Annotated in this window: 25 protein-coding genes; 16 read left to right on the top strand and 9 right to left on the bottom strand. The window is 65.6% G+C overall.

Annotation, left to right across the window (positions count from 1 at the left end; all coding sequences use genetic code 11):
- Positions 1–502 precede the first annotated feature (502 nt).
- From PATSB16_RS07760 to PATSB16_RS07700, 13 genes are all read left to right on the top strand, one after another.
- On the top strand, positions 503–682 hold the full coding sequence (locus PATSB16_RS07760) for a Flp family type IVb pilin (RefSeq protein ID WP_047216378.1): 180 nt from the start codon (positions 503–505) through the stop codon (positions 680–682).
- A gap of 99 nt (positions 683–781) precedes the next feature.
- Complete coding sequence (locus tag PATSB16_RS07755) at positions 782–1,279, top strand: A24 family peptidase (RefSeq protein WP_047213569.1); 498 nt, start codon at positions 782–784, stop codon at positions 1,277–1,279.
- A 22-nt stretch (positions 1,280–1,301) separates the two neighbouring features.
- Complete coding sequence (gene cpaB / locus PATSB16_RS07750) at positions 1,302–2,285, top strand: Flp pilus assembly protein CpaB (protein WP_052892615.1); 984 nt, start codon at positions 1,302–1,304, stop codon at positions 2,283–2,285.
- A 124-nt stretch (positions 2,286–2,409) separates the two neighbouring features.
- Positions 2,410–3,756 (top strand): type II and III secretion system protein family protein, encoded by a 1,347-nt coding sequence (locus PATSB16_RS07745; protein ID WP_047216376.1) that lies wholly within the window; start codon positions 2,410–2,412, stop codon positions 3,754–3,756.
- A 21-nt stretch (positions 3,757–3,777) separates the two neighbouring features.
- Positions 3,778–4,170 carry a CpaD family pilus assembly lipoprotein gene (locus PATSB16_RS07740; protein WP_047213568.1) on the top strand — a complete coding sequence of 131 codons (393 nt, stop codon included), beginning with the start codon at positions 3,778–3,780 and terminating at the stop codon, positions 4,168–4,170.
- A 13-nt stretch (positions 4,171–4,183) separates the two neighbouring features.
- Positions 4,184–5,410 carry a CpaE/TadZ family protein gene (locus PATSB16_RS07735; RefSeq protein ID WP_047213566.1) on the top strand — a complete coding sequence of 409 codons (1,227 nt, stop codon included), beginning with the start codon at positions 4,184–4,186 and terminating at the stop codon, positions 5,408–5,410.
- A complete protein-coding gene (locus PATSB16_RS07730; protein ID WP_072628623.1) occupies positions 5,410–6,804 on the top strand; it encodes a CpaF family protein in 1,395 nt (464 codons plus the stop codon). The genes PATSB16_RS07735 and PATSB16_RS07730 overlap by 1 nt, the downstream gene beginning before the upstream one ends.
- Positions 6,801–7,778 (top strand): type II secretion system F family protein, encoded by a 978-nt coding sequence (locus PATSB16_RS07725; protein WP_047213563.1) that lies wholly within the window; start codon positions 6,801–6,803, stop codon positions 7,776–7,778. Before PATSB16_RS07730 ends, PATSB16_RS07725 begins: the two co-directional genes overlap by 4 nt.
- The gene (locus tag PATSB16_RS07720; protein WP_156884652.1) at positions 7,775–8,725 is read left to right on the top strand and encodes a type II secretion system F family protein; all 951 of its coding nucleotides are present in this window, start codon (positions 7,775–7,777) and stop codon (positions 8,723–8,725) included. The genes PATSB16_RS07725 and PATSB16_RS07720 overlap by 4 nt, the downstream gene beginning before the upstream one ends.
- The gene (locus tag PATSB16_RS07715; protein WP_047213561.1) at positions 8,722–9,603 is read left to right on the top strand and encodes a tetratricopeptide repeat protein; all 882 of its coding nucleotides are present in this window, start codon (positions 8,722–8,724) and stop codon (positions 9,601–9,603) included. The genes PATSB16_RS07720 and PATSB16_RS07715 overlap by 4 nt, the downstream gene beginning before the upstream one ends.
- On the top strand, positions 9,600–10,073 hold the full coding sequence (locus PATSB16_RS07710; protein ID WP_083566723.1) for a TadE/TadG family type IV pilus assembly protein: 474 nt from the start codon (positions 9,600–9,602) through the stop codon (positions 10,071–10,073). Before PATSB16_RS07715 ends, PATSB16_RS07710 begins: the two co-directional genes overlap by 4 nt.
- Before the next feature lie 9 nt (positions 10,074–10,082).
- On the top strand, positions 10,083–11,147 hold the full coding sequence (locus PATSB16_RS07705; protein WP_047213560.1) for a pilus assembly protein TadG-related protein: 1,065 nt from the start codon (positions 10,083–10,085) through the stop codon (positions 11,145–11,147).
- A gap of 67 nt (positions 11,148–11,214) precedes the next feature.
- On the top strand, positions 11,215–11,844 hold the full coding sequence (locus tag PATSB16_RS07700) for a class I SAM-dependent methyltransferase (protein ID WP_047213558.1): 630 nt from the start codon (positions 11,215–11,217) through the stop codon (positions 11,842–11,844).
- 40 nt (positions 11,845–11,884) lie between these two features.
- Here PATSB16_RS07700 and PATSB16_RS07695 read toward each other — a convergent pair whose 3' ends face one another.
- Positions 11,885–12,199, bottom strand: a complete 315-nt coding sequence (locus tag PATSB16_RS07695) for a hypothetical protein (RefSeq protein ID WP_047213556.1) — start codon at positions 12,197–12,199, stop codon at positions 11,885–11,887.
- A gap of 208 nt (positions 12,200–12,407) precedes the next feature.
- Between PATSB16_RS07695 and wrbA the strand changes: the two genes are divergently transcribed.
- The gene (gene wrbA, locus PATSB16_RS07690) at positions 12,408–13,010 is read left to right on the top strand and encodes an NAD(P)H:quinone oxidoreductase (protein WP_047213555.1); all 603 of its coding nucleotides are present in this window, start codon (positions 12,408–12,410) and stop codon (positions 13,008–13,010) included.
- Between the two features lie 10 nt (positions 13,011–13,020).
- Here the strand turns inward: wrbA and PATSB16_RS07685 are convergent, their stop codons facing one another.
- From PATSB16_RS07685 to PATSB16_RS07670, 4 genes are all read right to left on the bottom strand, one after another.
- Positions 13,021–13,485, bottom strand: a complete 465-nt coding sequence (locus tag PATSB16_RS07685) for a GNAT family N-acetyltransferase (RefSeq protein WP_047213553.1) — start codon at positions 13,483–13,485, stop codon at positions 13,021–13,023.
- A 25-nt stretch (positions 13,486–13,510) separates the two neighbouring features.
- Positions 13,511–16,198 carry a penicillin-binding protein 1A gene (locus tag PATSB16_RS07680; RefSeq protein WP_072628622.1) on the bottom strand — a complete coding sequence of 896 codons (2,688 nt, stop codon included), beginning with the start codon at positions 16,196–16,198 and terminating at the stop codon, positions 13,511–13,513.
- An 87-nt stretch (positions 16,199–16,285) separates the two neighbouring features.
- Positions 16,286–17,080 carry a sulfite exporter TauE/SafE family protein gene (locus tag PATSB16_RS07675; protein WP_047213551.1) on the bottom strand — a complete coding sequence of 265 codons (795 nt, stop codon included), beginning with the start codon at positions 17,078–17,080 and terminating at the stop codon, positions 16,286–16,288.
- 252 nt (positions 17,081–17,332) lie between these two features.
- Positions 17,333–18,631, bottom strand: coding sequence for an NRAMP family divalent metal transporter (locus PATSB16_RS07670; RefSeq protein ID WP_047213549.1), 1,299 nt, complete (start codon positions 18,629–18,631; stop codon positions 17,333–17,335).
- A gap of 386 nt (positions 18,632–19,017) precedes the next feature.
- Between PATSB16_RS07670 and PATSB16_RS07665 the strand changes: the two genes are divergently transcribed.
- Positions 19,018–19,329 carry a high-potential iron-sulfur protein gene (locus tag PATSB16_RS07665; protein WP_047213548.1) on the top strand — a complete coding sequence of 104 codons (312 nt, stop codon included), beginning with the start codon at positions 19,018–19,020 and terminating at the stop codon, positions 19,327–19,329.
- Positions 19,330–19,375: 46 nt separating this feature from the next.
- Here the strand turns inward: PATSB16_RS07665 and PATSB16_RS07660 are convergent, their stop codons facing one another.
- Entirely contained in the window at positions 19,376–20,836 is a 1,461-nt protein-coding gene (locus PATSB16_RS07660) for an MFS transporter (RefSeq protein WP_052892614.1), read from the bottom strand.
- 41 nt (positions 20,837–20,877) lie between these two features.
- Positions 20,878–21,504 carry a TetR/AcrR family transcriptional regulator gene (locus PATSB16_RS07655; protein ID WP_047213546.1) on the bottom strand — a complete coding sequence of 209 codons (627 nt, stop codon included), beginning with the start codon at positions 21,502–21,504 and terminating at the stop codon, positions 20,878–20,880.
- Positions 21,505–21,723: 219 nt separating this feature from the next.
- On the opposite strand from PATSB16_RS07655, the gene PATSB16_RS07650 reads away from it, so the two are divergent.
- Positions 21,724–22,353, top strand: a complete 630-nt coding sequence (locus tag PATSB16_RS07650) for a glutathione S-transferase family protein (RefSeq protein ID WP_047213545.1) — start codon at positions 21,724–21,726, stop codon at positions 22,351–22,353.
- Positions 22,354–22,377: 24 nt separating this feature from the next.
- Here PATSB16_RS07650 and PATSB16_RS07645 read toward each other — a convergent pair whose 3' ends face one another.
- Positions 22,378–23,106: a YceH family protein gene (locus PATSB16_RS07645; protein ID WP_047213543.1), complete on the bottom strand. Its 729-nt coding sequence runs from the start codon at positions 23,104–23,106 to the stop codon at positions 22,378–22,380.
- Positions 23,107–23,251: 145 nt separating this feature from the next.
- Entirely contained in the window at positions 23,252–24,280 is a 1,029-nt protein-coding gene (locus PATSB16_RS07640) for a YeiH family protein (protein WP_047213541.1), read from the bottom strand.
- Between the last annotated feature and the right edge of the window lie 321 nt (positions 24,281–24,601).

The raw sequence follows: 24,601 nt of genomic DNA, 5'->3' as shown, positions 1-24,601 counted from the left end.
TGCTCCCATGCATTGGCGCTTGGCGCCGGAGTGCACGCGGCCACGGCGGCATGCACGATGTTGAGGTTTACCCTTGGCATCATACTCGGCCGCGGCCTCGACGCAAGCCCTCGAACTCGTGGTCGTGCGGCGCCGCGCGTGTGGCGCCATGCACGGCCCCGCACATGCCACAAATTGATCACTGTTTTGACTTCATATCGACCGATCGCGCAAGCCTCGGCAGCGCTATTCTGCAATGGCTCGATGAACCTCTGTAAAAACCGCTTTCCAGCGCTTTTTGTAGGTGTTTATGGATGTTCTTTGTAGGTGTTTTTTACCCCCCTTTGGCATGGCAGGGGCTATCGAGTCGCCGGCTTTGCGTTTCGTCAAATTCATTTGCGAAACCACTAAAGAAAAGTTCGGCGCTGCCGATGATGTTTATGGTGAGTTAGATACCCCTAATTCAGCCGATGCTAAACCGAGGCGAGTTTCATTGCCACACACTGATCGAATGGAGGACTCCATGCTGCAATTCATCAAATCACTCTCCCATGACGAGCGCGGCGTCACCGCACTCGAGTACGCGGTTCTCGCCGGCATCGTGGTGGTGGCCGTGGTCGCCGCCGGCGCAATATTGAGCGGCACCGGCGGTTTGCCGGGCCTGTTCACCACGCTGATGCAAAAAATCACCGCGGCGATGTAACTCGGTATGGCGAGCGAGTCGATCGCTCGCACTTTTCGGGCGGGGCGGCGCGCTGTCGGCGGCGCCCCTTTCCGACTCTCATGATTTCAGGTGGTTGCCATGCTTTACTTGGTGCGTCTGGTCGCTTGCGTGGCGCTCATAGCGCTGGCGCTGTTCGACCTGCGCGCGCGGCGCCTGCCGAACGGCGCGGTGCTCGCGGTGGCCGGGCTGTATGTCGTCCTCGTTTTGCTGTCGCACGCCGCACGCGCCGAGCTGCTCGGGCATCTCGGGGTGGGCGCGCTTGTGCTGGCGCTGTGCGCACTGTTTTTCCGCTTCGGTTGGCTTGGCGGAGGGGATGCCAAGTTCGCGGCAGCCATCTTTTTATGGGCAGGCCCGCTGCTGGCGGTCCCCGTCCTGTTGATCGTTTCCCTGTCGGGCCTGGTCCTCGGCCTGGCGCTGCTGGCGATTCGCGCCTGCTACGGCGTCTCTGAAGCGCGCCTGCCGAGCCTTCTGCGGCCGCTCGCCCCGGCGCGCGGCGTGCCATACGGCGTGGCACTTGCGCTAGGCGGTCTGGCCGCGGTGTGGATGCCGCTACTGCCCCACGTGTCACGGGCTTAACCTTTTTCCTGCGATTGCCCCTATGTCGAGCTTTCTGAAAATTGCGGGATTGTTGATTGTCGCGGCCGCCGGCGCCTTCGTGCTGCGCGCGCTCTATATTGCCGCCTCGCACCCCGGTCCGCCCAAGCCGGCGGCGATGGATCGCGTGCGCGTGGCCGCCGCCGACCTGCCCCAGGGCCTGTTGCTGCGCGACAGCGATCTGGGCTGGAAGGAGATACCCCATCGGGACGTGCCGCCCGGCGCACTGGTCCAGGCGCAGGCGCATGGCGAAGATCTCAAGGGCGCGGTGCTACGCCGTGCTACGCCGGCCGGCAAGCCGCTCGGCCTGAGCGACGTGATTACGCCGGACGCGCCCGGCTTTCTGGCCGCCGCCCTGAGCCCCGGCATGCGGGCAATTTCCGTTGCCGTGAACGACGTTTCCAGCAATGCCGGCCTGATCCAGCCGGGCGATTACGTCGACGTGCTGCTCACCCAGCAACTGAGCGGCCCCGGCGGCAAGAGTGCGCCGCCCCAGCGGGCCGTCGAGGCCGAAACCGTGGTCAACCGGGTGCGCGTGCTGGCGGTCGGCTCGGCGTTCCGGCGCCCGAAATCCGATGCCGCCGACACCGTATCGCATGCTGCCGAACCGAATTCCAGCGCCCGCACCGTGACGTTCGAAGTCACGCCGCGCAACGCGCAAGTGGTGGCCGTGGCATCGCACCTCGGCACACTGTCGCTGGCACTGCGCAGCTTCGCCACGCGCGACCGCGAGCCGCTGCCCGCCCAGGCGCCGCCGCAGACCCCGCCGGTCTGGGCCGGCGACGTCTCGCGCGCGCTGCGCAGTGAAGACGCACCTGCCGGGCACGGCGGCATCAGGCAGGCTCGCACGGCGCAGGTCATCGTCTACCGCGGCTCCACGACATCGGATGCCGGCAGTGCGCCGGCGGCGAGCGGTGCGCCCAGCACCGCCGCGGCCGGCGCGAGCGCGCCGGGTCCGGCGCCGATGCCGGTGCCTTTACCTCATTGATCGCTCAGTTGCCGGCGTAGGAGCTCTACCGCCGCCGGCCGTTGGAATTGACAGGAAATTTGCTATGTCGCGCTTGTTGGGTTCGATTCGTCGCTGCGCAGGGATGGGGGTCATCGCGGCAAGCATGGCGCTGGCGCCGCTTGGTCATGCCGCCGCGCCGGCCGGTGCAACCCCGCCGGGCGGGATGGCGCCATCGCTTGCGATCGCCGCCGGCGGCGGCCAGTTGCTTCGTCTGCCCGCGCCGGCCAAGGCGGTATTCGTGGCCGACCCGGCGGTCGCCGACGTTCACGTGCCGACGCCGCAAACCGTCTTCGTGCTCGGCAAGAAGGCCGGCACCACCACACTGTATGCGCTGGGCGCCGATAACCGCACGATCCTGCACGAGACCATCGTGGTCAGCGCCGACACGCAATCGCTGCAGCGCATGCTCGATGCGCGCTTTCCCAAAATGCAGGTGCGCGTAAGCGGCGCGCCGGGCTCGCTGGAAGTCTCCGGCCAGGTGCCCAGCGCGGCCGACGCCGACGCCGTGGTGCAATCGCTGACGCCGTTCCTGCGCACCAAGGAGACGCTGATCAATCGCCTGACGCTGGCCCAGCCGATCCAGGTTCATCTGCGGGTGCGCATTACCGAAGTGGATCGCAACGTCACGCAGCAGCTCGGCATCAACTGGAGCGCGCTGGGCAGCACGGGCAACTTCATCGGCGGTATTTTCAACGGCAGTGCCATCGGCGCGAACGGCGTCACCCAGTTCCCCGGCGCATCGACCTCCGGCGCATTCTCGATCCTGGGCGGCTTTCATACCGCCCACACGAGTATCGACGGCATTCTCGACGCGCTCGACCGGGAGGGGCTGCTGACCATGCTGGCCGAGCCGAACCTGACGGCGATGTCGGGCCAGACCGCCAGCTTCCTGGCCGGCGGCGAGTTCCCGGTGCCCGTCGCGCAGGACAAGAACGGCGCGATCACGGTCGAGTTCAAGCCGTACGGCGTGTCGCTCGATTTCACGCCGACCGTGCTGGCCGACAACCGCATCAGCCTGAAAGTGCGCCCGGAGGTCAGCCAGATCGACCCGAACAACAGCATCACCACCGGCACGCTGAAAATTCCCGCGCTGACGGTACGCCGGGTCGAGACCACGGTCGAGCTCTCGAGCGGCCAGAGCTTCGCCATCGGCGGACTGCTGCAAAGCAATACCAGTGACGTACTGTCCGAATTGCCCGGCCTGGGCAAGCTGCCGGTGCTCGGCAAGCTGTTCTCGTCTAAGGATTACCAGAACAACAAATCCGAAGTGGTGGTGATCGTCACGCCTTACATCGTGCGTCCGACCGGCCCGGGCCGCCTGAGCCAGCCGATCGACAACGTCACGCGCCCCAGCAGCGATATCGAATATGTGCTGCAGCGCAGTGTCGGCATCGACCCGCTGGCCGGCGACAACCCGCGCCTGGCCGGGGCCGCCGGTTTTGTTTATTGACGTTATCTGGAGACTGAGCTCATGTCGTTTCGACTGCTTGCCGTGGCCTTGCTGCCGCTCTCGCTGCTCGGCTGCATGTCGACGCACCCGCCGCTGGGCATGCCCGACGTGTCGGTGATCGGCTATGACGGGCAGCACGCCGTGCCGCCCGATTGCGCCAAACTGGTACAGCCCTCGCACCTGGTCGATGCCGGCGTGGGCCGCCCGGGCATGGCCTTCGGCTGTGCCACCTACAGCAACCTTGCCGCCATGCTGGCGCGCCCGGCCGATCTGGTCGCCCCGCGGCCCTACGGCGGCGTCGACGCCAACACCGCCGCCGCGGCAGTGCGCCGCTACCAGGAAGGCCGCGTCATGCCGCTCAATGCGACCTCGACCGTTGCCTCGCCCGCCGCCTCGAACGGCACCGGACATTGATAAAGCCCCCCGTATGAACGCCGCCGACTTCCTTCGCCCCAAACGCAAGCCCGATGTCCTGTCGGTCGACTTCATCGCGGTCATGGCCGACAAGGGCAGCGCCGATGCGGTACGCAGCCTGGTCGCCGACCAGGCGATGACCAGCGCGCACGTGCAGACCGGTTCGCTCGACGACACCGTCGAACTGCTGCACGCCGCGCAACGCTCCCCTCGCCTGCTGATGGTCGATGTCTCCGGCTCCGCGATGCCGCTGTCGGATCTGGCGCGACTGGCCGAGGCGTGCGATCCGTCGGTCAACGTCATTGTGGTGGGCGATCGCAACGACGTCGGCCTGTTCCGCAGCCTGCTCGAAATCGGCGTGCAGGACTATCTGGTCAAACCGCTCACGGTGCCGCTGCTGCAGCGCGCCCTCACGGCCAGCGACCCCAGTGTCAGAATGCGCACCGGCAAGGCAATCAGCTTCATCGGCGTGCGCGGCGGCGTTGGCGTGACGACCCTTGCGGTGTCGATGGCCCGCTATCTGGTCGAACATACCCATCGCCGCATCGCTTACGTCGATTTGAATCTGTACGGCGGGGCCGCCAACGCCCTGCTCGGCATGGCCACCAACAACGGGCTGGCCGATCTGCTGCGCGACAACCAGCCGCTGGATGCGCCGCTGCTCGAGCGCGCCATGACCAACCAGGGTAACCGCCTGTTCGTACTCTCGGCCGAACTCGATTACGGCACCGACTTGCCGGTGCGGGCGGGCGCGATCGGCGACATACTGAGCTTTCTCAAGCACCATTTCCACTACGTCCTGCTCGACTTGCCGGGCCGCTCCGGGCGCATCGTCGAGGAGGCGCTCGACGCCTCCAAGCACGTCTATATCGTCGCCGAGCGCTCCGTGTATGCCGCGCGCGAGTGCGCGCGCCTGAGCCGCTTCATCGAGGATCGCGCCGGCGAGCCGACCGTCTCGCTGCTGCTCAATCACCCGCAGGAACCGGTGCCGGATCGCGTCCAGAACAACGATTTCAAGCGCGCACTGGGCAGCGCCACGGTACACGACGTGCCATATGCGCCCAAAGCCCTGGCCCGCGCGGAAAACCTCAGCGAGCCGGTCTCGCAGCGCCAGGGCAAGGCATTCCTGGCCGCCATCGGGCAGATCGCCGGCAACCTCACGGGCAGTGAAGCCTCCCTGCAGGACGACGCCGCGGCGCCGTGGTACAAACGGCTGACCGGCCGGCGGAGGGCATCGTAATGTTCGGCCTGAAAAACACCCCGCCGGCTTCGTCCGTGCTGGCCAGCACGCCCGCAGCGGCGCCGGCGGCGAAAACGCCGGCCACCGGCACGTCGATCCCCAACCCCGTGCCGGCACCCAGCGGCCACGAAGCGTTGATTCGCTCCGACAAGTTCAAGGCGATCCGCGCGATCGTGTTTGCCTCGATGAATATGTCGGCCGCATTGATGAAAACGCGCGACGAGGTTCGCGCGGGCATCGAGGCGACCGCCGCCGACGCGGCGCTGCGCGAGCAGTTGAATGTGACGCCGAGCGAGCAGACACTGATCGTCGACGAGATCCTCAACGATATGTTCGGGGTCGGGCCGATCGAGCCGCTGCTGGCCGACGAGTCGGTAACCGACATCCTCGTCAACGGCCCCGACCAGGTATATGCCGAACGGCATGGCCGGCTCGAGCTCACGCCGATGAAGTTTCGCGACAATGCGCACGTGATCAATGTCGCGCAGCGCATCGCCGCGGCGGTCGGCCGCCGGGTGGACGAAAGCAGCCCGATGGTCGATGCCCGCCTGGCCGACGGCAGCCGGGTCAACGTCGTGCTGCCGCCGATCGCGCTGCGCGGTGCGTCGATCTCGATTCGTAAATTTTCCAAACGCAATATCACGCTTACGCGCATGGCGCAGCAGGGCAACCTGTCGGCGCCCATGACGCAGTTGCTGAAAATCGCCGGCGCCTGCCGCCTGAATATCGTCATCTCCGGCGGCACCGGCTCGGGCAAGACCACCCTGCTCAATGCGCTGTCCCATCACATCGACGAACACGAACGCGTCGTGACCATCGAAGACGCCGCCGAGCTGCAGCTGCAGCAGCCGCATGTGGTCAGCCTTGAGACACGCCCCGAGAACAGCGAGGGGCTGGGCGGCGTCTCGCAACGCGATCTGGTGCGCAACGCGCTGCGGATGCGGCCCGACCGCATCATCCTGGGCGAGACGCGCGGCCCGGAAGCGTTCGACGTGCTGCAGGCGATGAACACCGGCCACGACGGGTCGATGACGACGATCCACGCCAACACGCCGCGCGACGCCATTACCCGGCTCGAGAGCATGGTCATGATGGCCAACGGCAACCTGCCGCTGCTGTCGATCCGCCGCCAGATCGCCAGCGCGGTCCACCTGATTCTGCAAATCGAGCGCATGCGCGACGGCATGCGGCGCGTCACGCGCATCACCGAAGTCACCGGCATGGAGGGCGACGTGATCATCACCCAGGATCTGTTTGCCTTTCGCTACGATGCCAGCGCCTACCAGGAAGGCGTCAAGGGAACCTTCGAGTCGTCGGCGCTGCGGCCGGCCTTCGCCACGCGCGCACAATACTATGGCCTCGAGGAAGCACTGCTGGAGGCAATGCGCCCATGACCCCCGTCGATATCGTCACGGCCGCGGGGTTCTTCTCGATCGTGATCGTCGGTCTGATCGTCTCGGCGCTGCGCGACATGCTGCGCCGCCGGCCCCGCCGTCGTGTGCAGGAACGCATGCGCGGCATGCGGCAGACGCTCATCGTCAACAAGCCCGCACCCACGCCCGGGGCCGAGGTCGAACTGTTCGAGCGCCCCGCCGATCATGGCGCGCTGAAGGCCTGGCTGCAGCGTCACGCGCAGCGCGTGCACACCGTCAGCGGCGCTGCCGGCATGCGCCTGATTTACCTGAGCGCGTTCGTCGGACTGATGCTGGCGGTGACCGTGGTGGCACTGAGCGGTGCGCCGGGCTGGTGCCGGCCGTTGCTCTATCTCGGCGTGCCCGTGCTGGCGGTGCGCCTGGCTTACCGCGCGCTGATCGCACGTTTTCGCGCGCGCTTTCTGGCGGTCTTTCCCGACACCCTGGATCTGATCATCCGCGCGGTGCGCGCCGGCATCCCGGCGGTGCAGGCCATCAGTACGGCCGGCGACGAAACCGAGGAGCCGGTGCGCTCGACCTTTCGCATCATCGGTGACAGCCTGCGGCTGGGCGCCGAACTGAAGGACGTGCTCGACAAGGCGGTGGAGCGCGTGCAGATCGCCGACTTTTCCTTCTTTGCGGTCTGCCTGCTGCTGCAGCGCGAAACCGGCGGCAATCTCGGTGAAACGCTGGAAAACCTGGCCAACATCATCCGCACACGGCGCGATATCCGCATGAAGACCAAGGCGCTCACCGCCGAAGGGCGTATCGCCAGCAAGATCATTTCGGCGGTGCCGTTTGCCATCGTCGGCCTGCTGTACCTGATCGACCGCCCCTATATCTCGTTGCTGTTCGAAAAGCCGTTGGGCCACCACATCCTGGAATTGGCGAGTGTGCTGATGGCGATCGGGCTAGCGATGATCAACAAGATCGCCAAGCTGGATACATCGCGATGACCTCAATCTCGCCCGAACTCGCGCGCAACCTGCTGCTGCTGATCCTGCTGATCGCCGGCATCGGCCTGGTACTGCGCTGGCCCGGCAGCCGCCGCCGCCGCATCGCGCAGCGGGCTCGCCACGCCGTCACGCGTGTCGGAGCCAGTCAAAAGACCGAGGCGCCGCTGCGCCCGGAGAACGTGCGGCAAGCATTCGCGCAACGCTTCGCGCTGCTTGGCGAGCAGGTGCCGATGCTCGACGCGATGCAGCGCACTCAATTGGCTCAAAAGCTCACGCGCGCCGGCTTTCGCGACCGGCGCGCGGTCTCGATCCTGGTCGGCTGCAAACTGTCGGCCGGCACCCTGCTCGGGCTCGGCGGGATCGCCCTGGGGCCGCACCTGCCGGTGTTCGGCAAGTACTTCATCTTCCGCGTGCTGTTGCTGCTTGCCGCCTTCATGCTTGGCATGATGATCCCCGAGATCGTGCTGAACTCGCGCATCAAGGGGCGCCAGCGCGCGATCAGCTCGGCGCTGCCCGACGCGCTCGACTTACTGGTGATCTGCACCAACGCCGGCAACAGTCTGGTGGTGGGCCTCAAGCGCGTGGCGCGCGAGCTCAAAAACATTTGCCCGCCGCTGTCCGACGAAATCGGGGTGACCGCCGACGAGCTGCAGATCGGCGGCGACAGCGCGGTGGCGCTGCGCAACATGGCTGAGCGCATCGGCTTGCCGTCGGTGCGCGGGCTGGTCTCGACCCTGATCCAGTCGCAGCGCTATGGCACGCCGATCACGCAATCGCTGCGCCAGTTATCGCGCACCGAGCGCATGGCGCAAATGACCGCGCTCGAGGAAAAGGCCGCCAAGCTGGCGACCAAGATCACCTTACCGATGATGTTTTTCATTCTCCCGACGGTCGGCTTGATTTCGGCCGGCCCCGCGGTGATCCGTTTGATCGAGGTATTCAAATGAATCGTTACGCCACGCGCGCCCGAACGCTCCTGCTGATGCCGCTGGCCGCCATCTTGCTGGCCGCCTGCGCCGGCCCCCGTCTGGATATCAAGCCGGTAACCGCACAGGACGGCGCCGACCGCGCTACCGACCTGCGTTTGGCCGACAGCGCACTGGCGGCCGACGACGTGCCGCTATCGACTTCGCTGTATGAGAAAGCGCTTCAGGCCGATCCGAACTCGCTGGCCGCCGGGTTGGGCCTGGCCGACGCCAAATACGCGGCCGGCGATCTCGAGCAGGCCCGCGTGTTATACCAGCGCGCCGCGAAGCAGGCGCCGGCGGCCTTTGCGCCCCAGCTCGGGCTGGCGCGCGTGGCGCTGCGCCAGCGCCGTCTGGCCGATGCCGAGCGCCGATACCGCGACCTGGTGGTACATCACGCCGACAGCCCGCTGGCGGTCGAAGGCTTGGGCACCGTGCTCGATCTCGAGGGACGCCACGCCCAGGCGCAGAAGGTCTACCGCGTCGGGCTGCAGACGTGGCCATACGTCAAGGGGCTGCGCATCGACCTCGGGCTATCGCTGATTCTCGACAACCAGCCGCGCGCGGGCGCCAACGTGCTGCTCGATATTGCAGGGCTGTCCGACACGCCGCGCCAGGCGCGCCAGAATCTCGCGCTGGCCTATGGGTTGCTGGGCAATGACGATGCGGCGCGACGCATCCTGCTGGTCGATCTGCCGGCATCCTCGGTCGACGATAACCTTCGCTTCTACCACCGCGTGCGCGATGCGCTGGCCGCGCGCCAGACGAAGCCAACCGACGGCGCAGCGCAGGCCACGCGCCCGGTACCCACCGCGATGCTCCAGAGTCATCCGCTGGCCTCGGCGGAGCCGGTGCAATGAGACGCCTGGCCGACTGGCTGTCGCACCGTCGCGCGCACCGGGCGCGTGACTGCAGAACGCTCGTCGGCAACGAGCGCGGCGTGGTCGCGCTCGAATTCGTGCTGGTCTTTCCATTCTTGATGATGGTGCTGTTCGGCATCATCGACACCAGCCTGTTGCTGTGCGACAAGGCCGTTCTCATCAATGCCAGCCGCGAGGCCGCGCGCGCCGGCGTGGTGGTGCGCGTGCCGCAACTGTCGCCCGCGCAGATCACCACCGTGGCGCAGAATTACTTGCAGAACCGCCTGCTCACCGGCGGCACCGCGACCACACCGACCGTCACGATCAATCAATCGTCGGGCACCTCCTCCGGCGCTCCGTTGAAGGTCACTGTCACCTACATCTACCAGGGTCTGGTGCTGGGGTCGGCGTTCAGTGCGCTGACCGGTCCGATCACGCTGACGGCCAGCACCGTCATGAATTACGAATAGGCTCGTGCCATGCGCCCCCCCACTGCATTGCGTCACATCGCGCGCCGCTCGCCCAGACGCCAGCAACAAGGTTCGGTGGTACTGTTTTTTTTGCTGTTTCTGACTGCCCTGCTGTCGTTCGGCGCATTCGCGATCAATGTCGCGCATGTCGACGTGGTCAGAAACGAAATGCAGAACGCGGCGGACGCCGCCGCGCTGGCCGGCGCCGGCGCCTTGCTGGGCAGCGCCGCCGGCCCTACCTGGACAAGCGGGCAAACCGCCGCGCTCGGCGCGATTGGATTGAATGCCTCGGACGGCCAGGTGCTCTCCAGCGGCACCGTGCAAACCGGCTACTGGAATCTGAGCGGCACCCCGTCGGCCCTGCAGGCGCAGACCATCACGCCAGGGCCTTACGACGTGCCCGCCGTGCAGGTCACCGTCGATCGCGCCAATGGCGTCAACGGCGGCCCGGTGGCGATGGTGCTGGGCAAACTGCTGAATCTGCTCTCGGTGCCGATCGGCGCGACCGCGGTGGCGGTCGTCGCGGCGCCCGGCACCATCGGTGCCGGCGGACTTTTTCCGGTCGCGCTGGATCAGTGCATTTTCGACCAGTACTGGAATTCGTCGACCAACCAGCCGCGCCTCGATCCCTCCACCGGACAACCCTACGAGTTCCAGATCACCAATGGATACGCGTATGGCAGCAGCGACGATGGCAGCGACTGTTCGGCCGGCCAGTGGACTTCGTTCCTGGTCAATGCCGACAACGTGCCGACCATCCGGGACTTGATGGCCAACGGCAACCCGTCGCCGCTGAGTATCGGCGACAGCATCTGGATCGAGCCGGGCGCGAAAACCACGCTCTACAGCTCAGTGCCGGTCGGCACCACGGTGGTGATACCCGTGGCCACACAGATCAGCGCCAAAACCTACGTCACGATCGTCGCGTTCGCCGCCTTCCATATCGATGCATCCGTCGGCGGCAGCGGCAAATACATCCAGGGTCATTTCGTCAGCGACTACCAGATCCCGTCGTCGGCCTCCGGCAACGGTCCCAACTACGGCGCCTACGTCGCACCGCGCCTGGCGCTATAGGCCACCGGCAAAGTTTGGGCGCCGGCGGTATCATGCGCACACCCCCCGAACCCCGGAGCCGCATGAGATGAACGACGAAGCAAAATGGAGCGCCCGCTACTGCGAGGCTGGCGACGAGTACCTGTTCGGCACCGAGCCGAACCGTTTTCTGGCGCAGCATCAGGCGCTGTTCAAGCCCGGCCAGACGGCGCTGTCGGTTGCCGACGGCGAAGGCAGGAATTCGATATGGCTGGCCGGGCAAGGACTCGTCGTGACCGCCAGCGAGGTCTCCGAGGTGGCCATCGCCAAGGCCAGGAAGCTGGCCGAAGCACGGCACAGCCGGGTTTCATTCACGCAGGGCGACATGCTGTCCGAGCAATGGCCGCCGCGGGAATTTCTCGACGCGTTCGACTGGGTCATCGCGATTTTCATTCAGTTTGCCGACCCTCGCCAGCGGATCAAGCAATTTGCGTCGATGCAGGCAGCGACCCGCCCGGGCGGCCGCATCCTGCTGCAGGGCTATACGCCGCAGCAGCTCCAATACGGCACCGGCGGGCCATCGTCGCTCGAGCACCTGTACACGCAGGAGCTCCTGCGTGAAGCATTTGCGGGATGGGATATCGAGGAACTCGTCGAATACGAGGACGATCTTTCCGAGGGCACGCGCCACGGCGGGCGCTCGGCGCTGATCGGCATGGTCGCGCGCAAGCCCGTCTGAACCATCCGGGCCGGGGGTCGGGCGGCCGGCGCCCGGGCCCCTAGCGCCGCCGCAAGCGGCGGTACAACAACAGCGCCGCGCACGCGAGCACGGCCACATACAGGCTGTCGCTGATCAGCCATCCCCACCGATACCACCAGGCCGACGAGGCGTTATCGCCCAGCACGACGGCACTGGCCCCGGCAAAGCTGAACAGCCAGGTCGAGGCGACGCCGAAGAACGCGAACAAACCGAACGAGCGCCATTGCGCCGCCCGCGTCCGGGCCCGGCGGTAGGCCAGAAACCAGGCAAGGCTGACCACGCTGCACCCCGCCGACAATTGCCGGGCCACCATCACCGAATCCACATTGATCATCGTTCATTTCCCCTGTCGCGCGGGCCCAAGCCCGCTGCGCCGCCGGCGCAGTTTTTCGTGCGCCCGCATTGTACCGCCGAAGCCGCGACGCAGCGCCAGCCGTGCGAGCGCTTTTTCCCCCGGCGGCAACCGGCGGTGCTATTGTGAAAAGCAGTGCCTCCGGCACACTCGCAAGCTCCTTCGCAAGTCCTTCATCTCTGGAGAAATCATGGCGAAAGTTCTCGTGCTCTATTACTCGATGTACGGCCACGTCGAAACCATGGCCGATGCCGTTGCCGGAGGCGCCCGCTCGGTCGCCGGTACCGACGTAACGCTCAAGCGCGTGCCGGAAACCATCCCGGCGGAGCAGGCAGCCGCCAGCGGCGTCAAGCTCGATCAGAAGGCGCCCGTGGCCAGCCCTGGCGAGCTGGGTGACTATGACGCGATCATCTTCGGCACGCCGACCCGCTTCGGCAACATGGCGGGACAGATGCGAACCTTCCTCGATCAGACCGGCGGCCTGTGGATGAAAGGCGCCTTGGTCGGCAAGATCGGCAGCGTGTTTGCCTCGACCGGCACCCAGCACGGCGGCCACGAAACCACTATCACGTCGTTCCACAACACGCTTTTACACCACGGCATGGTGATCGTCGGCGTGCCCTACGCGTGCACCGGCCTGACCAAAATGGATGAAATCACCGGCGGCGGCCCCTATGGCGCGACCACCTTAGCCGGCGCCGACGGCAGCCGCCAGCCGTCGCAAAACGAACTGGAAATCGCCCGTTACCAGGGCAGGCACGTCGCCGAATTGGCTGCGAAGCTGGCCGGTTAGGCGAGCTTGCCTATAGCGTTATCCGGTAGACGATGAAACCGCTTTTCTCGGCGACGGCGTCGTACAGTTTCATCGCCGTCGCATTGGTTTCGTGAGTTTGCCAATACAGGCGGGCCGCACCGGCCTGGCGGGCGCAGCGCGCCGCCTGCTCGATCAGCGCGCGGCCCACGCCTTGCCCGCGCGCGGCTTCGGCGGTGAAAAGATCCTGCAAATAACAGGCTGGCCCCAGCTGCGTCGTGCTGCGGTGAAACAGGTAATGCGCCAGTCCGACGAGCTGGCCATCGGCACCCTCGGCCACCAGCGCATGCACCGGTTCGCCGGCATCGAAAAATCGCCGCCACGTGGTTTGCGTGATTTCATCAGGCAGCGCGGTGCTGCCGGCGCGGCCGTAGAACGCGTTATACCCGTCCCACAGCGGCTTCCAGCCAGTGAAATCGCCCTCTGCGATCGGGCGGATACGAATGGCAGCGTGCATCGTCGACTCCTTTGGCGAGTGAACTTCACTGACTCGGCTGCGACGCCGGCGCCTGTCTCAGGGGGCGGACCGTGATATCGCTGCCGGACGTCACCGGATCCACCGGCAACGAGACGATCGGCGCCGGCCCATTGCCATGTCGTGACGACGGGGCCGGCGCGGGTGTGGGGGTCGACGGCTCGACCGGCGGCCCGGCGGGAGCGAGGCCCTGCTGCTGCTGGGTGTTCGACGGCACGGCGGGCGAGGTCTCGGACGGGGCCTGGGGCGGCGTGATCGGTGGCGTGATCGGTGGCGTGATCGGCTGCGTGGGCGGATAAGCCACGCCCGACGATTGCGCCGGGGCCTCGATCGCCGGCGCGGACGATGCGGGTCCGGTGATTGGCGATGCGCCCGAGGCGGCACCGGGCGACTCCAGCGATGGCGGCGTCGCCACAGTGCTCGCGGGCTCCGGCATCGGCGGCATGGGCGATGGCTGCGGCACGTGATGAGGCGCCGGATGCTGCGGCGCATGCGCCGCCGGCTTGGGCGCGTGGCCGAACAGGTATTGCATCCAGGCGCGGAATTTGGTGGAGAAGGTTTGCCGCCAGGTTTGCCTCCAATTCGGCGCCTGTATTTCGGCGAAGTGCGCATGCGTATCGATCAGGCGCGCATGCAGCGCGCCCTGGAAGAACTCCCCGACGATCGGCAACGCGCTGTGCGCGCCCTGTCCCCAATAGTTGCTGCGCAATGTGATGCGGCTGTCGTTGAAACCGACCCAGGCACCGGCCACCAGTTGCGGCGACATCAAAATGAACCAGCCGTCGGCGTTGTCCTGCGTGGTGCCGGTCTTGCCGGCGACGTCGGCGCGAATGCCGTAGCGGGAGCGAATCGCCGCGCCGGTACCATGGTCGACCACGGCGCGCATCGCGTCGATCAGGTCTGCCGTGGCCTGGGCGGACAACGCGCGCTCGGGCCGGGCCGGGCGGAATTGCGCCAGTACCTTGCCATCGCGGCTCTCGATGCTGGTCACCATCATCGGCGCGATATAGCTGCCGCCGTCGGCGATCGTGCCGTACGCGGTTACCATCTCCTTGAGCGTGACCGGACTGGTGCCCAGCGCCAGCGACGGCACCGGGTCGAGCTTGCTGCTGCGCACGCCCATCGCGCGCGCGAGGCTGGCGACCTTGTCCGGCCCCACCTTCATGATGAGTTGCGCGGCAATCGTATTGATCGAATTCGCCAGCGCGTCGCGCAGCGTCATCGGGCGATCGGTCGCGGCCTCGTCGTCCTTTGGCTTCCATACGCCGCCGCCGGGCAATGGAATGTCCTGCACCTTGTCGACCAGCTTATCGTCCGGCTTGGCGCCATCCTCGAACGCCGCGCCGTACACAAACGCCTTGAAGGTCGAGCCGGGCTGGCGCCGCGCCTGCGAGACGTGGTCGAACGCATCCTGGCTGTAGTCGCGGCTGCCGACCCATGCCTTGATCTCGCCGTTGTCCGGGTCGATCGCCAAAAAGCCGGCCTGCACCCGGGTTTTGTCCTCGCGCAGCCCCCGCATGAAGGCGCGATCGGACATCAGTTGCTTCATGGCCTGCTTGTCGGTCAGCCCGATATCGCGCGCCGCGCGGTAGTCGGCGCTCTCGCGCACGAAGCTCTCCACCAGCGCGCGGTGACCGGCCCAGCCGGAGCGCTCGCCCCAGGCGGCGTTGGCCACCCCCTGCAATAGATTGCCCTGGCGCGCCACCGCCTGATTGGCCAGCGCCTGCAAGCGCGAATCGATGGTGGTTCGCACCACCAGGCCGTCGGTATAGATGTTGTAGCCATTGCGATCGGCCCAGCCGATCAGCCACTTGCGCAACTGTTGGGCGAAATGCGGTGCCGGCCCCGGCGACTCGGTCAGGCGCTGAAAGTCGAGCCGCAGCGGCTGGCGCTTGAGCCTGTCGAACTGGGCCTGCGACAGACGCCCATATTTGACCATCTGCGCCAGCACGATATTGCGCCGCTGCAGCGCGCGTTCGGGGTTCAGTACCGGGTTGTAATAAGCGTTGCCCTTGAGCATGCCGACCAGCGTGGCGCTCTCGAGAATGTTGAGTTCATCGGCCGACTTGCCGAAGTATGTGCGCGCGGCCATCTCGATGCCATAGGCGTCGTACAGGAACGGCACGGTATTCAGATAGGTCTCGAGAATCTGCTTCTTGGTGTAGACCGATTCGATCTTGTAGGCGGTGATGGCCTCCTTGATCTTGCGCGTGAGGGTGGGCGCGCGGCCGATCTGGTCGGGATAGAGATTGCGGGCCAGCTGCTGGGTAATGGTCGAGCCGCCCTGGCGATCGCCGGCAAGCGTATGGAGCGCGGCCGACAGTGTGCGTCGCCAATCGATCGCGCCGTGCTGGTAGAAGCGATGGTCTTCGGTGCTGATCAGCGCATCGACCACGTGCGGGGAAACATCCGACAGCGGCACCCACTCGCGGTTGCCCGGCTTGAACTCGGCCAGCAGCTTGCCGTCGGCCGAGTACACCTGCGCCGGCAATTCCAGCCTGGCCTTGCGAATGTCCCCGATACTCGGCGTGAAGGGAATCAGAAACAGCACATACAACATGACGCCGGCGAGCACCGCGCACAGCGCCAGCCCCACGCCATGCCAGGTCGGGTGCAGCAGGCGCCGCAGGCGCGCGGCTGCCACCGGTTTGAATTCGGCCGCCCATTGGGCAAGGCGCTCGACAAATGCAGACACAGACCAGGGCTTCACGCTGAATTATTATCGTCGGAAAGGCTGAATGCTATCAAAACCCGATCGTGCACGATGAGATTGCCCGCGCCGTCACAATACCCCCGACTTGCGAACCATCTGCACCGCGGCGCCCAGCACGAACAGCAATACCAGGACGCGGAAAGCCAAAGGCGGCAGCTTGTCGCGCAACGGTCGGGCCAGCACGATGCCTGCGATCACCGGAATGCTGGCGGCGGCCGAGACGACCAGATCGAGCCAGCTCGCGTGCATGCCGCGCCCGAGCACAACGATCAGGGTGACGATCGACACCACCAGAATAATGGCGATGCGCTTGGTGAACGCCTTGCCGGTCGCGCCGGTGGCAATCAGATACATCGCCAGCAACGGTCCCGGCACCGACGCGATGCTCTCCATCACCGCAGCGCCAAAACCCAGCACGAAGCCGGCTGGCTTTTCCATCGCGGGAGAAAATTTGAGCTTGGGCGAGGCCAGCATCAGCAAGGTGGCGAAGATCAGCACGGCGCCGGCGGCCGCCAGCGCATGGCGCGGCGCCAGCGAAATCAATACGGTCACGCCAAAGATATTGCCGAGCACCGTGCCGATCAGCGGCGCGGTCATCTCGCGCGCGGTTTGCCAGGTCTTGCCGCCTTCCAGCGCCTGCGGGATATTGCCCAGGATGATCGGCATCGAGAGCAGCAGCACCGCTTGCTTGACCGGCAGAAACAGGGTGAGGATCGGCATCGCGACCAGCGGCACGCCGATGCTGACAACCCCTTTGACCATGCCGCCGATGAGCAGCGCGGCAACAATGCCGAGAAACGCCTGTAAATGCAGCGCCTGCAGACTGGCGCTGAGCGCACCTTCAGAAAAATGGGCATGAACCATCGGGGAATCCGCGAATTGTCGTTGTGTTGTGTACCACGGCGGGACTTGCCTGCCCGCTCGGCGAACGCAGCCGAATCGGCCGTCGGTGCGCCGGCCGGGCCTCGAGGCCCGGCGGATCACCTCGCCAAGAGCCCGTGGCGGCCGATCGTCGATGCGAGAGCCGCATGATACCGCGCCTGCGAAAATTCCGGGAAAACCCCGATCCGCGCAAGGCCTCGTGCGGCCTCTGGGCCGGCCCGGCAGGCGGGACGATCAATGAAGCACGAACATCCCCACGGCGGCCGCCCCCATCACGCCGACCGTCATCCAGCCCAGCAGGCGCACCGGTCCGCTGGCGGTGAAGGCTCCCATCACGGCGGGTTTGGAAACCAACAGAATGATCACCACCAGCAGCGGCACGGCCACCACGCCGTTGATCACCGCGCTCCAGAACAAGGCCTTCATCGGGCTGATCGGCGAATACTGAATCCCCAACCCCGCCAATACACTGACGCCGATGATTGCGTAGAAGCCGCGCGCATCGCGCCATTTATGCTCGAGCCCTTCGTGCCAGCCCATCGTTTCGGCCAGCGCATACGCGCCCGAGGCCGCCAGTACCGGCACGCCGATCAAACCCACGCCCAGCACGCCCAGCGCGAACAGCCCGTAGGCGAATTCCCCGGCCAATGGGCGCAGCGCGCTGGCCGCCTGCGCGGCGGAGTCGATGTCGGTGACACCGGCGGCATGCAGGGTCAGTGCGGTCGCAAGAATAATGAAATAGGCGGTCAGATTCGAATAGAACATGCCGCTCCAGGTATCCCAGCGAATTCGCCCCAGCTCGGCCTCGGCCGCTACTGCATCGCTCGTCAGCGGCATGCCGCCGCGCATGAGCATCTCCTCGACTTCCTCCGAAGCCTGCCAGAAAAACAGATACGGACTGATGGTGGTGCCGAATACGCCGACGACCACTGCCGCGGCATCGGCGTTGAGTGTCAGGCGCGGCCAGACCGTGCGCAGCGCGACTTGCCCCCAGGGGACGTGAACCGTGACCAGCACCGCGGCATAGGCCAGCAACGCCGCGCTCAACCATTTGAGAAAAACCACGTAGCGGTGGTAAGGGATGAACACTTGCAGCAGCAGCGTGCCCAGCACGAAGCATGCAGTCATCAGATGGCGGTCGACGCCGGACACCAGCTCGGCCACCTCACCCATCGCGGCCACATCGGCGGAGATATTCAGCACATTGGCGATCAGCAGCAAAGACACCACGCCATAGAGAACGAACGGCGGGAATGCTGCCTTGATGTTGGCCGACAGCCCGCGACCGGTGACCCGTCCGATATCGGCGCACATCAGCTGCACCGCGGCCATCAGCGGAAACGCCAGCGGCATGGTCCACAGCATGTTCAGACCGAATTGCGCACCGGCCTGCGAATAGGTCGCGATGCCGCTGGGGTCATCGTCGGCCACGCCGGTGATCAGGCCCGGGCCGACGCGTGCGAGCGGATGCTCCTTGAGGCGGGCACGCAGCACCTGCCAGACATTGCGTTGCAGCGGTCTGCCTGCCTCCATGACATCACCTAGCCCACCGGGCACGAGAACGCGGCGGCATCGCGCAGCCGCGTCGCGTCATTGTCGGCGCCGAGCGTGCCTCGAGCCTTGACAATCATCAAGCCGACACACTGTTGTGCGCGCCGGGTACTCAAAAAAACCACGCCGCGGATGCGTCCCCGCTTATGCCGACCATAAGTGCGTTCGCCGCTTGCCGGAAAATGGCGAAACGCCTAGACTGCATGGGCGCAATTTGAAGTGCGACGTGTGCGCGGGCGTCCGGCTCGCCGGCACCTCACGCATGCGTCGGCGCATTACCCTGGCAGGCCCTGTGCAACGCGGCGTGCCACTGCTGGCCGTGGTCTTGCGCGACCCTCGGTCCAGTCAAACAAAATAAGGAGCCCACAATGCAAACTTCCCGCCGTCAGTTCATGATCGTCGCCGCATCGCTCGCTTCGTCAGCCGCGCTGCTCTCCAAGGAATCGCAAGCTGCCGAAATGCTCTCCGAGAGCGATCCGACCGCCCAAACGCTTGGCTATAAAGAGAACGCAACGAAGGTCGACAAAGCCAAGTTCCCGAAATACCAGGCCGGCGAGGCCTGCGACAATTGCTCGCTGTACCAGGGCAAGGCGGGTGCCGCCAACGGCCCCTGCCCGATCTACGCCGGCAAGCTGGTGGCCGCCAAGGGCTGGTGCAACGCCTACGTGAAAAAGGCCTAAGCCGACACCTGAGCCGGCGCCGCGTCAGCCGCGCGGCGCCGGTCCATCATGCCACCTCGGCATGCCGGCTCGCCAGCGCATGTTGCCGTACCAGCGCGAACGCAAGCAGCGTACACACGGCGAACAGCACCACCACGACACTCATGCCGGCCTGAAAGGCACGCGCATAACCGGTTGCCCCATCGCCCGGCAAGACTGCCGAGAAAAACACGCCGCCGATGGCTGTCGCACCGAACGCCGAGCCGATCTGCAACATCGACGTCACCACGCCCGACGCCACCCCCGCCCTGGCCGGTTCGATTTCGCCAATCACCACTCGCACGACCGACGGCAACACCAGGCCGTGTCCGATGCCCGCCACGAGCAGACCGAGATAGAACACTGGCGATGGACTTGCGCGATGCCACAGCATGCCGATGGCGACCGCGAAACCGGTGGCCAGCAGAGCGAAGCCGATCGTCAGGACATGGTGCCCGGCATGTCGCACGATCCTCGGCGAATTCAAAGGCCCGATGATGGCGCCAACACCAAACGGAAAAATCGCCAGCCCCGCGGCCAGCGGCGACCAATGCAGACCGTCCTGCAAATAGACGCCATACGTGAGGAAAAACGCACTGTCGCAATAAAAGCAAAATGCCAGCACGAGACCCAGCGAAAATACCGGATTGCGAAACATGCCCAGATCGACCAGCGGGTCCGCGCCTTGTCGCCGCAGTTTTGCCTCGACCCACAGGAACAGGGCGAACGCCGGCACGCTCGCGGCGAATGCGACGAGCGTCCAGGCCGGCCAACCGGCCTCGCGCCCCGCGGTGAGCGGATAGATCACCAGCGCCAGCGACAGCAGCAGGCAAAACAAACCACCCAGATCGAGGCGCGCACGGTGTTCCGGCCGGTTTTCCGGTACCAGCCGCCACGCGCCGAACAATGCCGCCAATCCGACCGGCACGTTGATCAGAAAAATCGACTGCCAGCCCAACCCAAACGGGCGCAGCGTGATCAGTGCGCCGCCGCCGATCTGCCCGACCACCGACGCAAAGCCGAAGACGAAGCCATATAGGCTCATGACCTTGGTCTGCTGGGCCTTTGGAAATACCGCTCGGATAGTTGCCAAAATCTGCGGCACCATCACCGCCGCCGAGCCCCCCTGCAGGATTCTCCCAGCGACCAGCACGGTGCCGTTCGGCGCGCATGCGCAGAGCAGCGAGGCCGCCACGAAACCGGCCATGCCGGCCATGAACATGCGCTTGCGGCCAAACTGGTCGCCCAATCTGCCGCCCGTGACCAGCAATACCGCGAACGCCGAAGTGTATAGCGACACCATCAGTTGCAGTTGCGCCGAACTGGCGTGCAGGCCGCTCTGAATCGCCGGCAGGGCAAGATTGACAATGAAATAATCGAGCGGCGACAGAAATGCCCCGGTGAGCAACACCACCAACGCCAGCGCGCCCGGCGCCGGGGAAGCTTCGGTGCGACCGGACGGTGTCGCAATTGTGGGTTCACATTTCATGACTGATTAGTCAAAAATTAAATAAAAAAATAGGCATGACGCTATTCGAGTGCGCGCAACGCCATGTCGACCACCGCGGTCAACTGCGCCTCGTCGTGCCCCACCTTGCCCAGCACACGCAAGCCCTGCGTGATACACAGCAAAAACTCGGCGACGGCATTTTCGTCGAGCGTTGAATCGAATACCCCGGCCGCCTGACCGCGAATCACCGCCGCGGCCAGCAAGGTCGAGATGCGCCGCATGACCGACGTGATGCGAGCGGCCACCGTCTCGTCGCCGGGTTGCATTTCCATCGCCGCGTTGGTGATGAAACAGCCGCGCAGACCGGTCAGCGCCGAGACCACCCGCGTGTGGTGCAGCAAGGCATTGCGCAAGGCCTCGCGCGGCGGGATCTGCTCGTTCAGGCGCGCGGCAAGCTGGGCCAGCGCGCCCTCCGCATAGCGGTCGAGCGCCGCCAGCAGCATGCCGTGCTTGTCGCCGAACGCGCCATAGAGGCTGCCGCGCAATAAACCGGTCGCCTCGCACAATGTGTCGAGCGACGCCGCGTGATAGCCATGCTCCCAAAATACCCCGGCTGCGGCTTCGGAGACTGCGCTGGCGTCAAACTCGCGCGGCCTGCCACGCGCGGCGCCGGGCGCCCGTCGTTTCGAATTGAAAGGTTGAGTCATGGACCGAATATTATGACCGAATAGTCAAAATATCAAGTCCGCCGTCCAATGAACGGCCTCTCGCCTCGCCAAAGTCCTACGTGTTTTCGTGTCGGAGTGCCGAGCGAACTTACGTACACTGGTCATCGTCCCTTGCCCGCATCGTGCCCTGGCGGTCCAACGGCCGCGATCGGTTGCGGGCTGTTTGCTTTTCACGCCAATCAGGACGGAGTGTTCTCAATGAATCAGGATCGCCATATCACGCTGTTCCATGCACCCCACAGCCGTTCGGCGGGCGCGCGCATTCTCATCGAGGAACTGCAGGCCGAGCACGAACTGCATGTGCTCAACCTCAAGGCCCGGCAACAGCGCGAGCCTGCCTATCTCGCCATCAACCCGATGGGCAAGGTGCCGGCGTTGCGCCACGGCGAGACCTTCGTCAGCGAGCAGGCCGCCGTTTATATGTATCTGGCGGAGCTGTATCCGGAGCGAGGCCTGTCGCCCGCGCCCGGTGATCCGCTGCGCGGGGCCTATCTGCGCTGGATGGTGTTCTACGGCTCGTGTTTCGAGCCGGCCATCGTCGACAAGGCGATGAACCGCGACGCCGGCAACGAATCGACTTCGCCCTACGGCAGCTATGAAGCGGTGGTCGATGCGGTCGAGCGGCAACTGCAGCCCGGCCCGTGGCTGCTCGGCGAGCGCTTCACGGCTGCCGACGCGCTGTGGGGCAGCGCGCTGGGCTGGGTCACCGGATTCAAACTGATGCCAGCGGGCCCGGCGGTACTCGCCTACCTGGAGCGCTTCCAGGCACGTCCAGCGGTGCAGCGTGCGCAAGCGCTCGACGCCGAACTGGCCGAAAGCCTGGCGTGACCGGCTCGCCGGTCACGCGACGCCCTACGCATCTTCGTCGGGCGAGCCCAGCGAGATGCCCAGCTCGCTCGCCAGACGGGCAACCTGGGACTGCAGCCGGGCGACTTCGCCGGCCAGACGCAACTGCTCCGCCTTGAGCGCTTCGAACTCGGACGGCGCGACCGGGGACGCACCGCCCTCAGCGCCGCCATAGGCCTGCGGCGCTTCATCCGGCATGCTGAGCGCGCCGCACAGCAGATGCATCCAGCGGTTCTCGCGTTCGCCGGGCGTGCGCGGCAGCTTCACCGCATAAGGCGGCTCGTGCGCGGCCAGTTCTTCAAGAAAAGCCTCGACCGAGGAAATATCGGCAAAGTTATGCAGCCGGGCCGAATTCAGGCGCAGCTCGGCGGCGGTTTGCGGGCCACGCAGCAGCAACACCGTCAGCAGTGCGGTGGCCTGGCTCGGGATGCCGAACACGCGGCCCAGATTGTGCTCGAAGCGCGGCACCCGGCTGCTGCTGCCCTCGAACACCAGGCTCAGGCGCTTCAGCCCATCGATCGCGGTCAAAATTTCGGCCTCGCTCACATTCATCACCGGCGCGCGCGCGGTCTTCTGGTTGCAGCCGGCAGCCAGCGCATTGAGCGAGAGCGGATACGTATCGGGCACGGTGTGCTGCTTCTCGCTGAGAACCCCGAGCACGCGGCCCTCCAGGGGGGTCAGGCAGCGAATGGCGGGGCGCGGGACGGCGGTATCGGTTTCAGGCGTCATGGACAAGTCGTGATCTCGCAAAGGCGGTGACTGAACCCCGTCCCGGTATCTGGCAGGCCCGGGGCGGGCACAGCCATAATGATAGCCGCTGCCGCACCTCGCCCCGACGCGTCCCGGACCGCCGGGCCAGGCGGCACGCCACCACCGCGCCTTACATCTGCCCCATCACAACCTGCACCGCCAGGCTGCTCAGCGACACCGCCACCCATACGCCCAGGCCCAGCAGGATCGGCCGCACGCCGGTGCCGGCCATACGGCGCAAGTTCGACGACAGGCCGATGGCGGCGAGCGCCACGATAATGAGAAACTCCGCGGCTTGGTGAATCCACGGCAGCCATCCGGCCGGAATCACACCGGCGGTGCGCAGCCCGGAGGCCACCAGAAACCAAAGAATGAACCACGGAAAGACGCGCGCCAGACGGAAATCGCCCGCGCCATGTTTCTTTTCGCGATAAGCAACGACCAGCGCCAGCACCAGGCAGATGGGAATGATCAGCGTGGCGCGCGTGAGCTTGACGATGGTGGCGAAATCGCCAGCCGCCTTGCTGTAACTGTAGCCGGCCGCGACCACCGACGAGGTGTCGTTGATTGCCGTACCGGCCCACATGCCAAAACCCGCGTCGGACAAATGCAGCCAGTGGCCCAGCAACGGAAACAACAGCACCGCGGCCACATTGAACAGAAAAATGGTGGAAATCGCGAAGGCCGTTTCATGGTCGTCGGGCTTGACGATCGGTGTGACCGCCGCGATCGCCGAACCGCCGCAAATGGCCGTGCCCACGCCGATCAGCAGTTTGAGCCGGCCGCTCACGCCCAGCAGCCGCCCCAGGCCCCAGGCCGCCAGCGCGGCGGCAGTGACCGTCACGCTCGTCACGGCAAGCGAATCGAGCCCGGTATGAGCGACTTGCGACAGGCTCAGACCCGCGCCCAGCGCGACGATCGACCATTGCAGCACATACTTCGCGGCAAAGCGGATGCCGGCCTCGTAAGCCGCGCCGGGCGCGAGGACATTACGGACGATGATGCCCAGCAGGATGCCGAATACCGGGCCGCCGATCAGCGGCAAAGCGCGCCCGGCCATCAGCGCGAGAAACGCAATCAGGGTGACCAGCACCAGGCCGGCCCAGAAATTCTGGCGCCGTTCGGGCACCAGCGACAATGTGGAAGACGATGAAGACATGGCAAACGATCCGATAAGTGATGCGCCAAGTCTAGGGGTATTCCCTGAATAATAAAAATCGTTATATCCGATGAGATTTATTCAAATTTTCGATAGATTGTCGCCACTCTTCGCGTTGGCGCAGGCCGACAAGCCGCACCACACGGCCAAGCCATCATGCGGCGCACCGCCCGGCCGACGTGCGCGTCAGTGTGTTTAGCCCGCTGCTTGATAACGGTCAAGCAAGGCTGCCGGTCGATCCGCTATAAGTGAAAAAGCATGACAGCATGCGTATCGATAACCCGAGAAACACCATGGAAGACAAACCAGAAAATGATTGGG

The organism is Pandoraea thiooxydans, from assembly GCF_001931675.1.
GTDB lineage: Bacteria > Pseudomonadota > Gammaproteobacteria > Burkholderiales > Burkholderiaceae > Pandoraea > Pandoraea thiooxydans.
This window is presented reverse-complemented; position numbering and strand designations above follow the sequence as displayed.

Excerpts from the sequence above, each read along its gene's own strand:
- PATSB16_RS07700 (WP_047213558.1), top strand. The coding sequence starts at position 11,215 with ATGAACGACGAAGCAAAATGGAGCGCCCGCTACTGCGAGGCTGGCGAC.
- PATSB16_RS07660 (WP_052892614.1), bottom strand. The coding sequence starts at position 20,836 with ATGAAATGTGAACCCACAATTGCGACACCGTCCGGTCGCACCGAAGCT.
- PATSB16_RS07760 (WP_047216378.1), top strand. The coding sequence starts at position 503 with ATGCTGCAATTCATCAAATCACTCTCCCATGACGAGCGCGGCGTCACC.
- PATSB16_RS07695 (WP_047213556.1), bottom strand. The coding sequence starts at position 12,199 with ATGATCAATGTGGATTCGGTGATGGTGGCCCGGCAATTGTCGGCGGGG.
- PATSB16_RS07725 (WP_047213563.1), top strand. The coding sequence starts at position 6,801 with ATGACCCCCGTCGATATCGTCACGGCCGCGGGGTTCTTCTCGATCGTG.
- PATSB16_RS07665 (WP_047213548.1), top strand. The coding sequence starts at position 19,018 with ATGCAAACTTCCCGCCGTCAGTTCATGATCGTCGCCGCATCGCTCGCT.
- PATSB16_RS07730 (WP_072628623.1), top strand. The coding sequence starts at position 5,410 with ATGTTCGGCCTGAAAAACACCCCGCCGGCTTCGTCCGTGCTGGCCAGC.
- PATSB16_RS07735 (WP_047213566.1), top strand. The coding sequence starts at position 4,184 with ATGAACGCCGCCGACTTCCTTCGCCCCAAACGCAAGCCCGATGTCCTG.
- PATSB16_RS07685 (WP_047213553.1), bottom strand. The coding sequence starts at position 13,485 with ATGCACGCTGCCATTCGTATCCGCCCGATCGCAGAGGGCGATTTCACT.
- wrbA (WP_047213555.1), top strand. The coding sequence starts at position 12,408 with ATGGCGAAAGTTCTCGTGCTCTATTACTCGATGTACGGCCACGTCGAA.
- PATSB16_RS07670 (WP_047213549.1), bottom strand. The coding sequence starts at position 18,631 with ATGGAGGCAGGCAGACCGCTGCAACGCAATGTCTGGCAGGTGCTGCGT.
- PATSB16_RS07720 (WP_156884652.1), top strand. The coding sequence starts at position 7,775 with ATGACCTCAATCTCGCCCGAACTCGCGCGCAACCTGCTGCTGCTGATC.
- PATSB16_RS07710 (WP_083566723.1), top strand. The coding sequence starts at position 9,600 with ATGAGACGCCTGGCCGACTGGCTGTCGCACCGTCGCGCGCACCGGGCG.
- PATSB16_RS07655 (WP_047213546.1), bottom strand. The coding sequence starts at position 21,504 with ATGACTCAACCTTTCAATTCGAAACGACGGGCGCCCGGCGCCGCGCGT.
- PATSB16_RS07740 (WP_047213568.1), top strand. The coding sequence starts at position 3,778 with ATGTCGTTTCGACTGCTTGCCGTGGCCTTGCTGCCGCTCTCGCTGCTC.
- cpaB (WP_052892615.1), top strand. The coding sequence starts at position 1,302 with ATGTCGAGCTTTCTGAAAATTGCGGGATTGTTGATTGTCGCGGCCGCC.
- PATSB16_RS07755 (WP_047213569.1), top strand. The coding sequence starts at position 782 with ATGCTTTACTTGGTGCGTCTGGTCGCTTGCGTGGCGCTCATAGCGCTG.
- PATSB16_RS07715 (WP_047213561.1), top strand. The coding sequence starts at position 8,722 with ATGAATCGTTACGCCACGCGCGCCCGAACGCTCCTGCTGATGCCGCTG.
- PATSB16_RS07640 (WP_047213541.1), bottom strand. The coding sequence starts at position 24,280 with ATGTCTTCATCGTCTTCCACATTGTCGCTGGTGCCCGAACGGCGCCAG.
- PATSB16_RS07705 (WP_047213560.1), top strand. The coding sequence starts at position 10,083 with ATGCGCCCCCCCACTGCATTGCGTCACATCGCGCGCCGCTCGCCCAGA.
- PATSB16_RS07745 (WP_047216376.1), top strand. The coding sequence starts at position 2,410 with ATGGCGCTGGCGCCGCTTGGTCATGCCGCCGCGCCGGCCGGTGCAACC.
- PATSB16_RS07675 (WP_047213551.1), bottom strand. The coding sequence starts at position 17,080 with ATGGTTCATGCCCATTTTTCTGAAGGTGCGCTCAGCGCCAGTCTGCAG.
- PATSB16_RS07650 (WP_047213545.1), top strand. The coding sequence starts at position 21,724 with ATGAATCAGGATCGCCATATCACGCTGTTCCATGCACCCCACAGCCGT.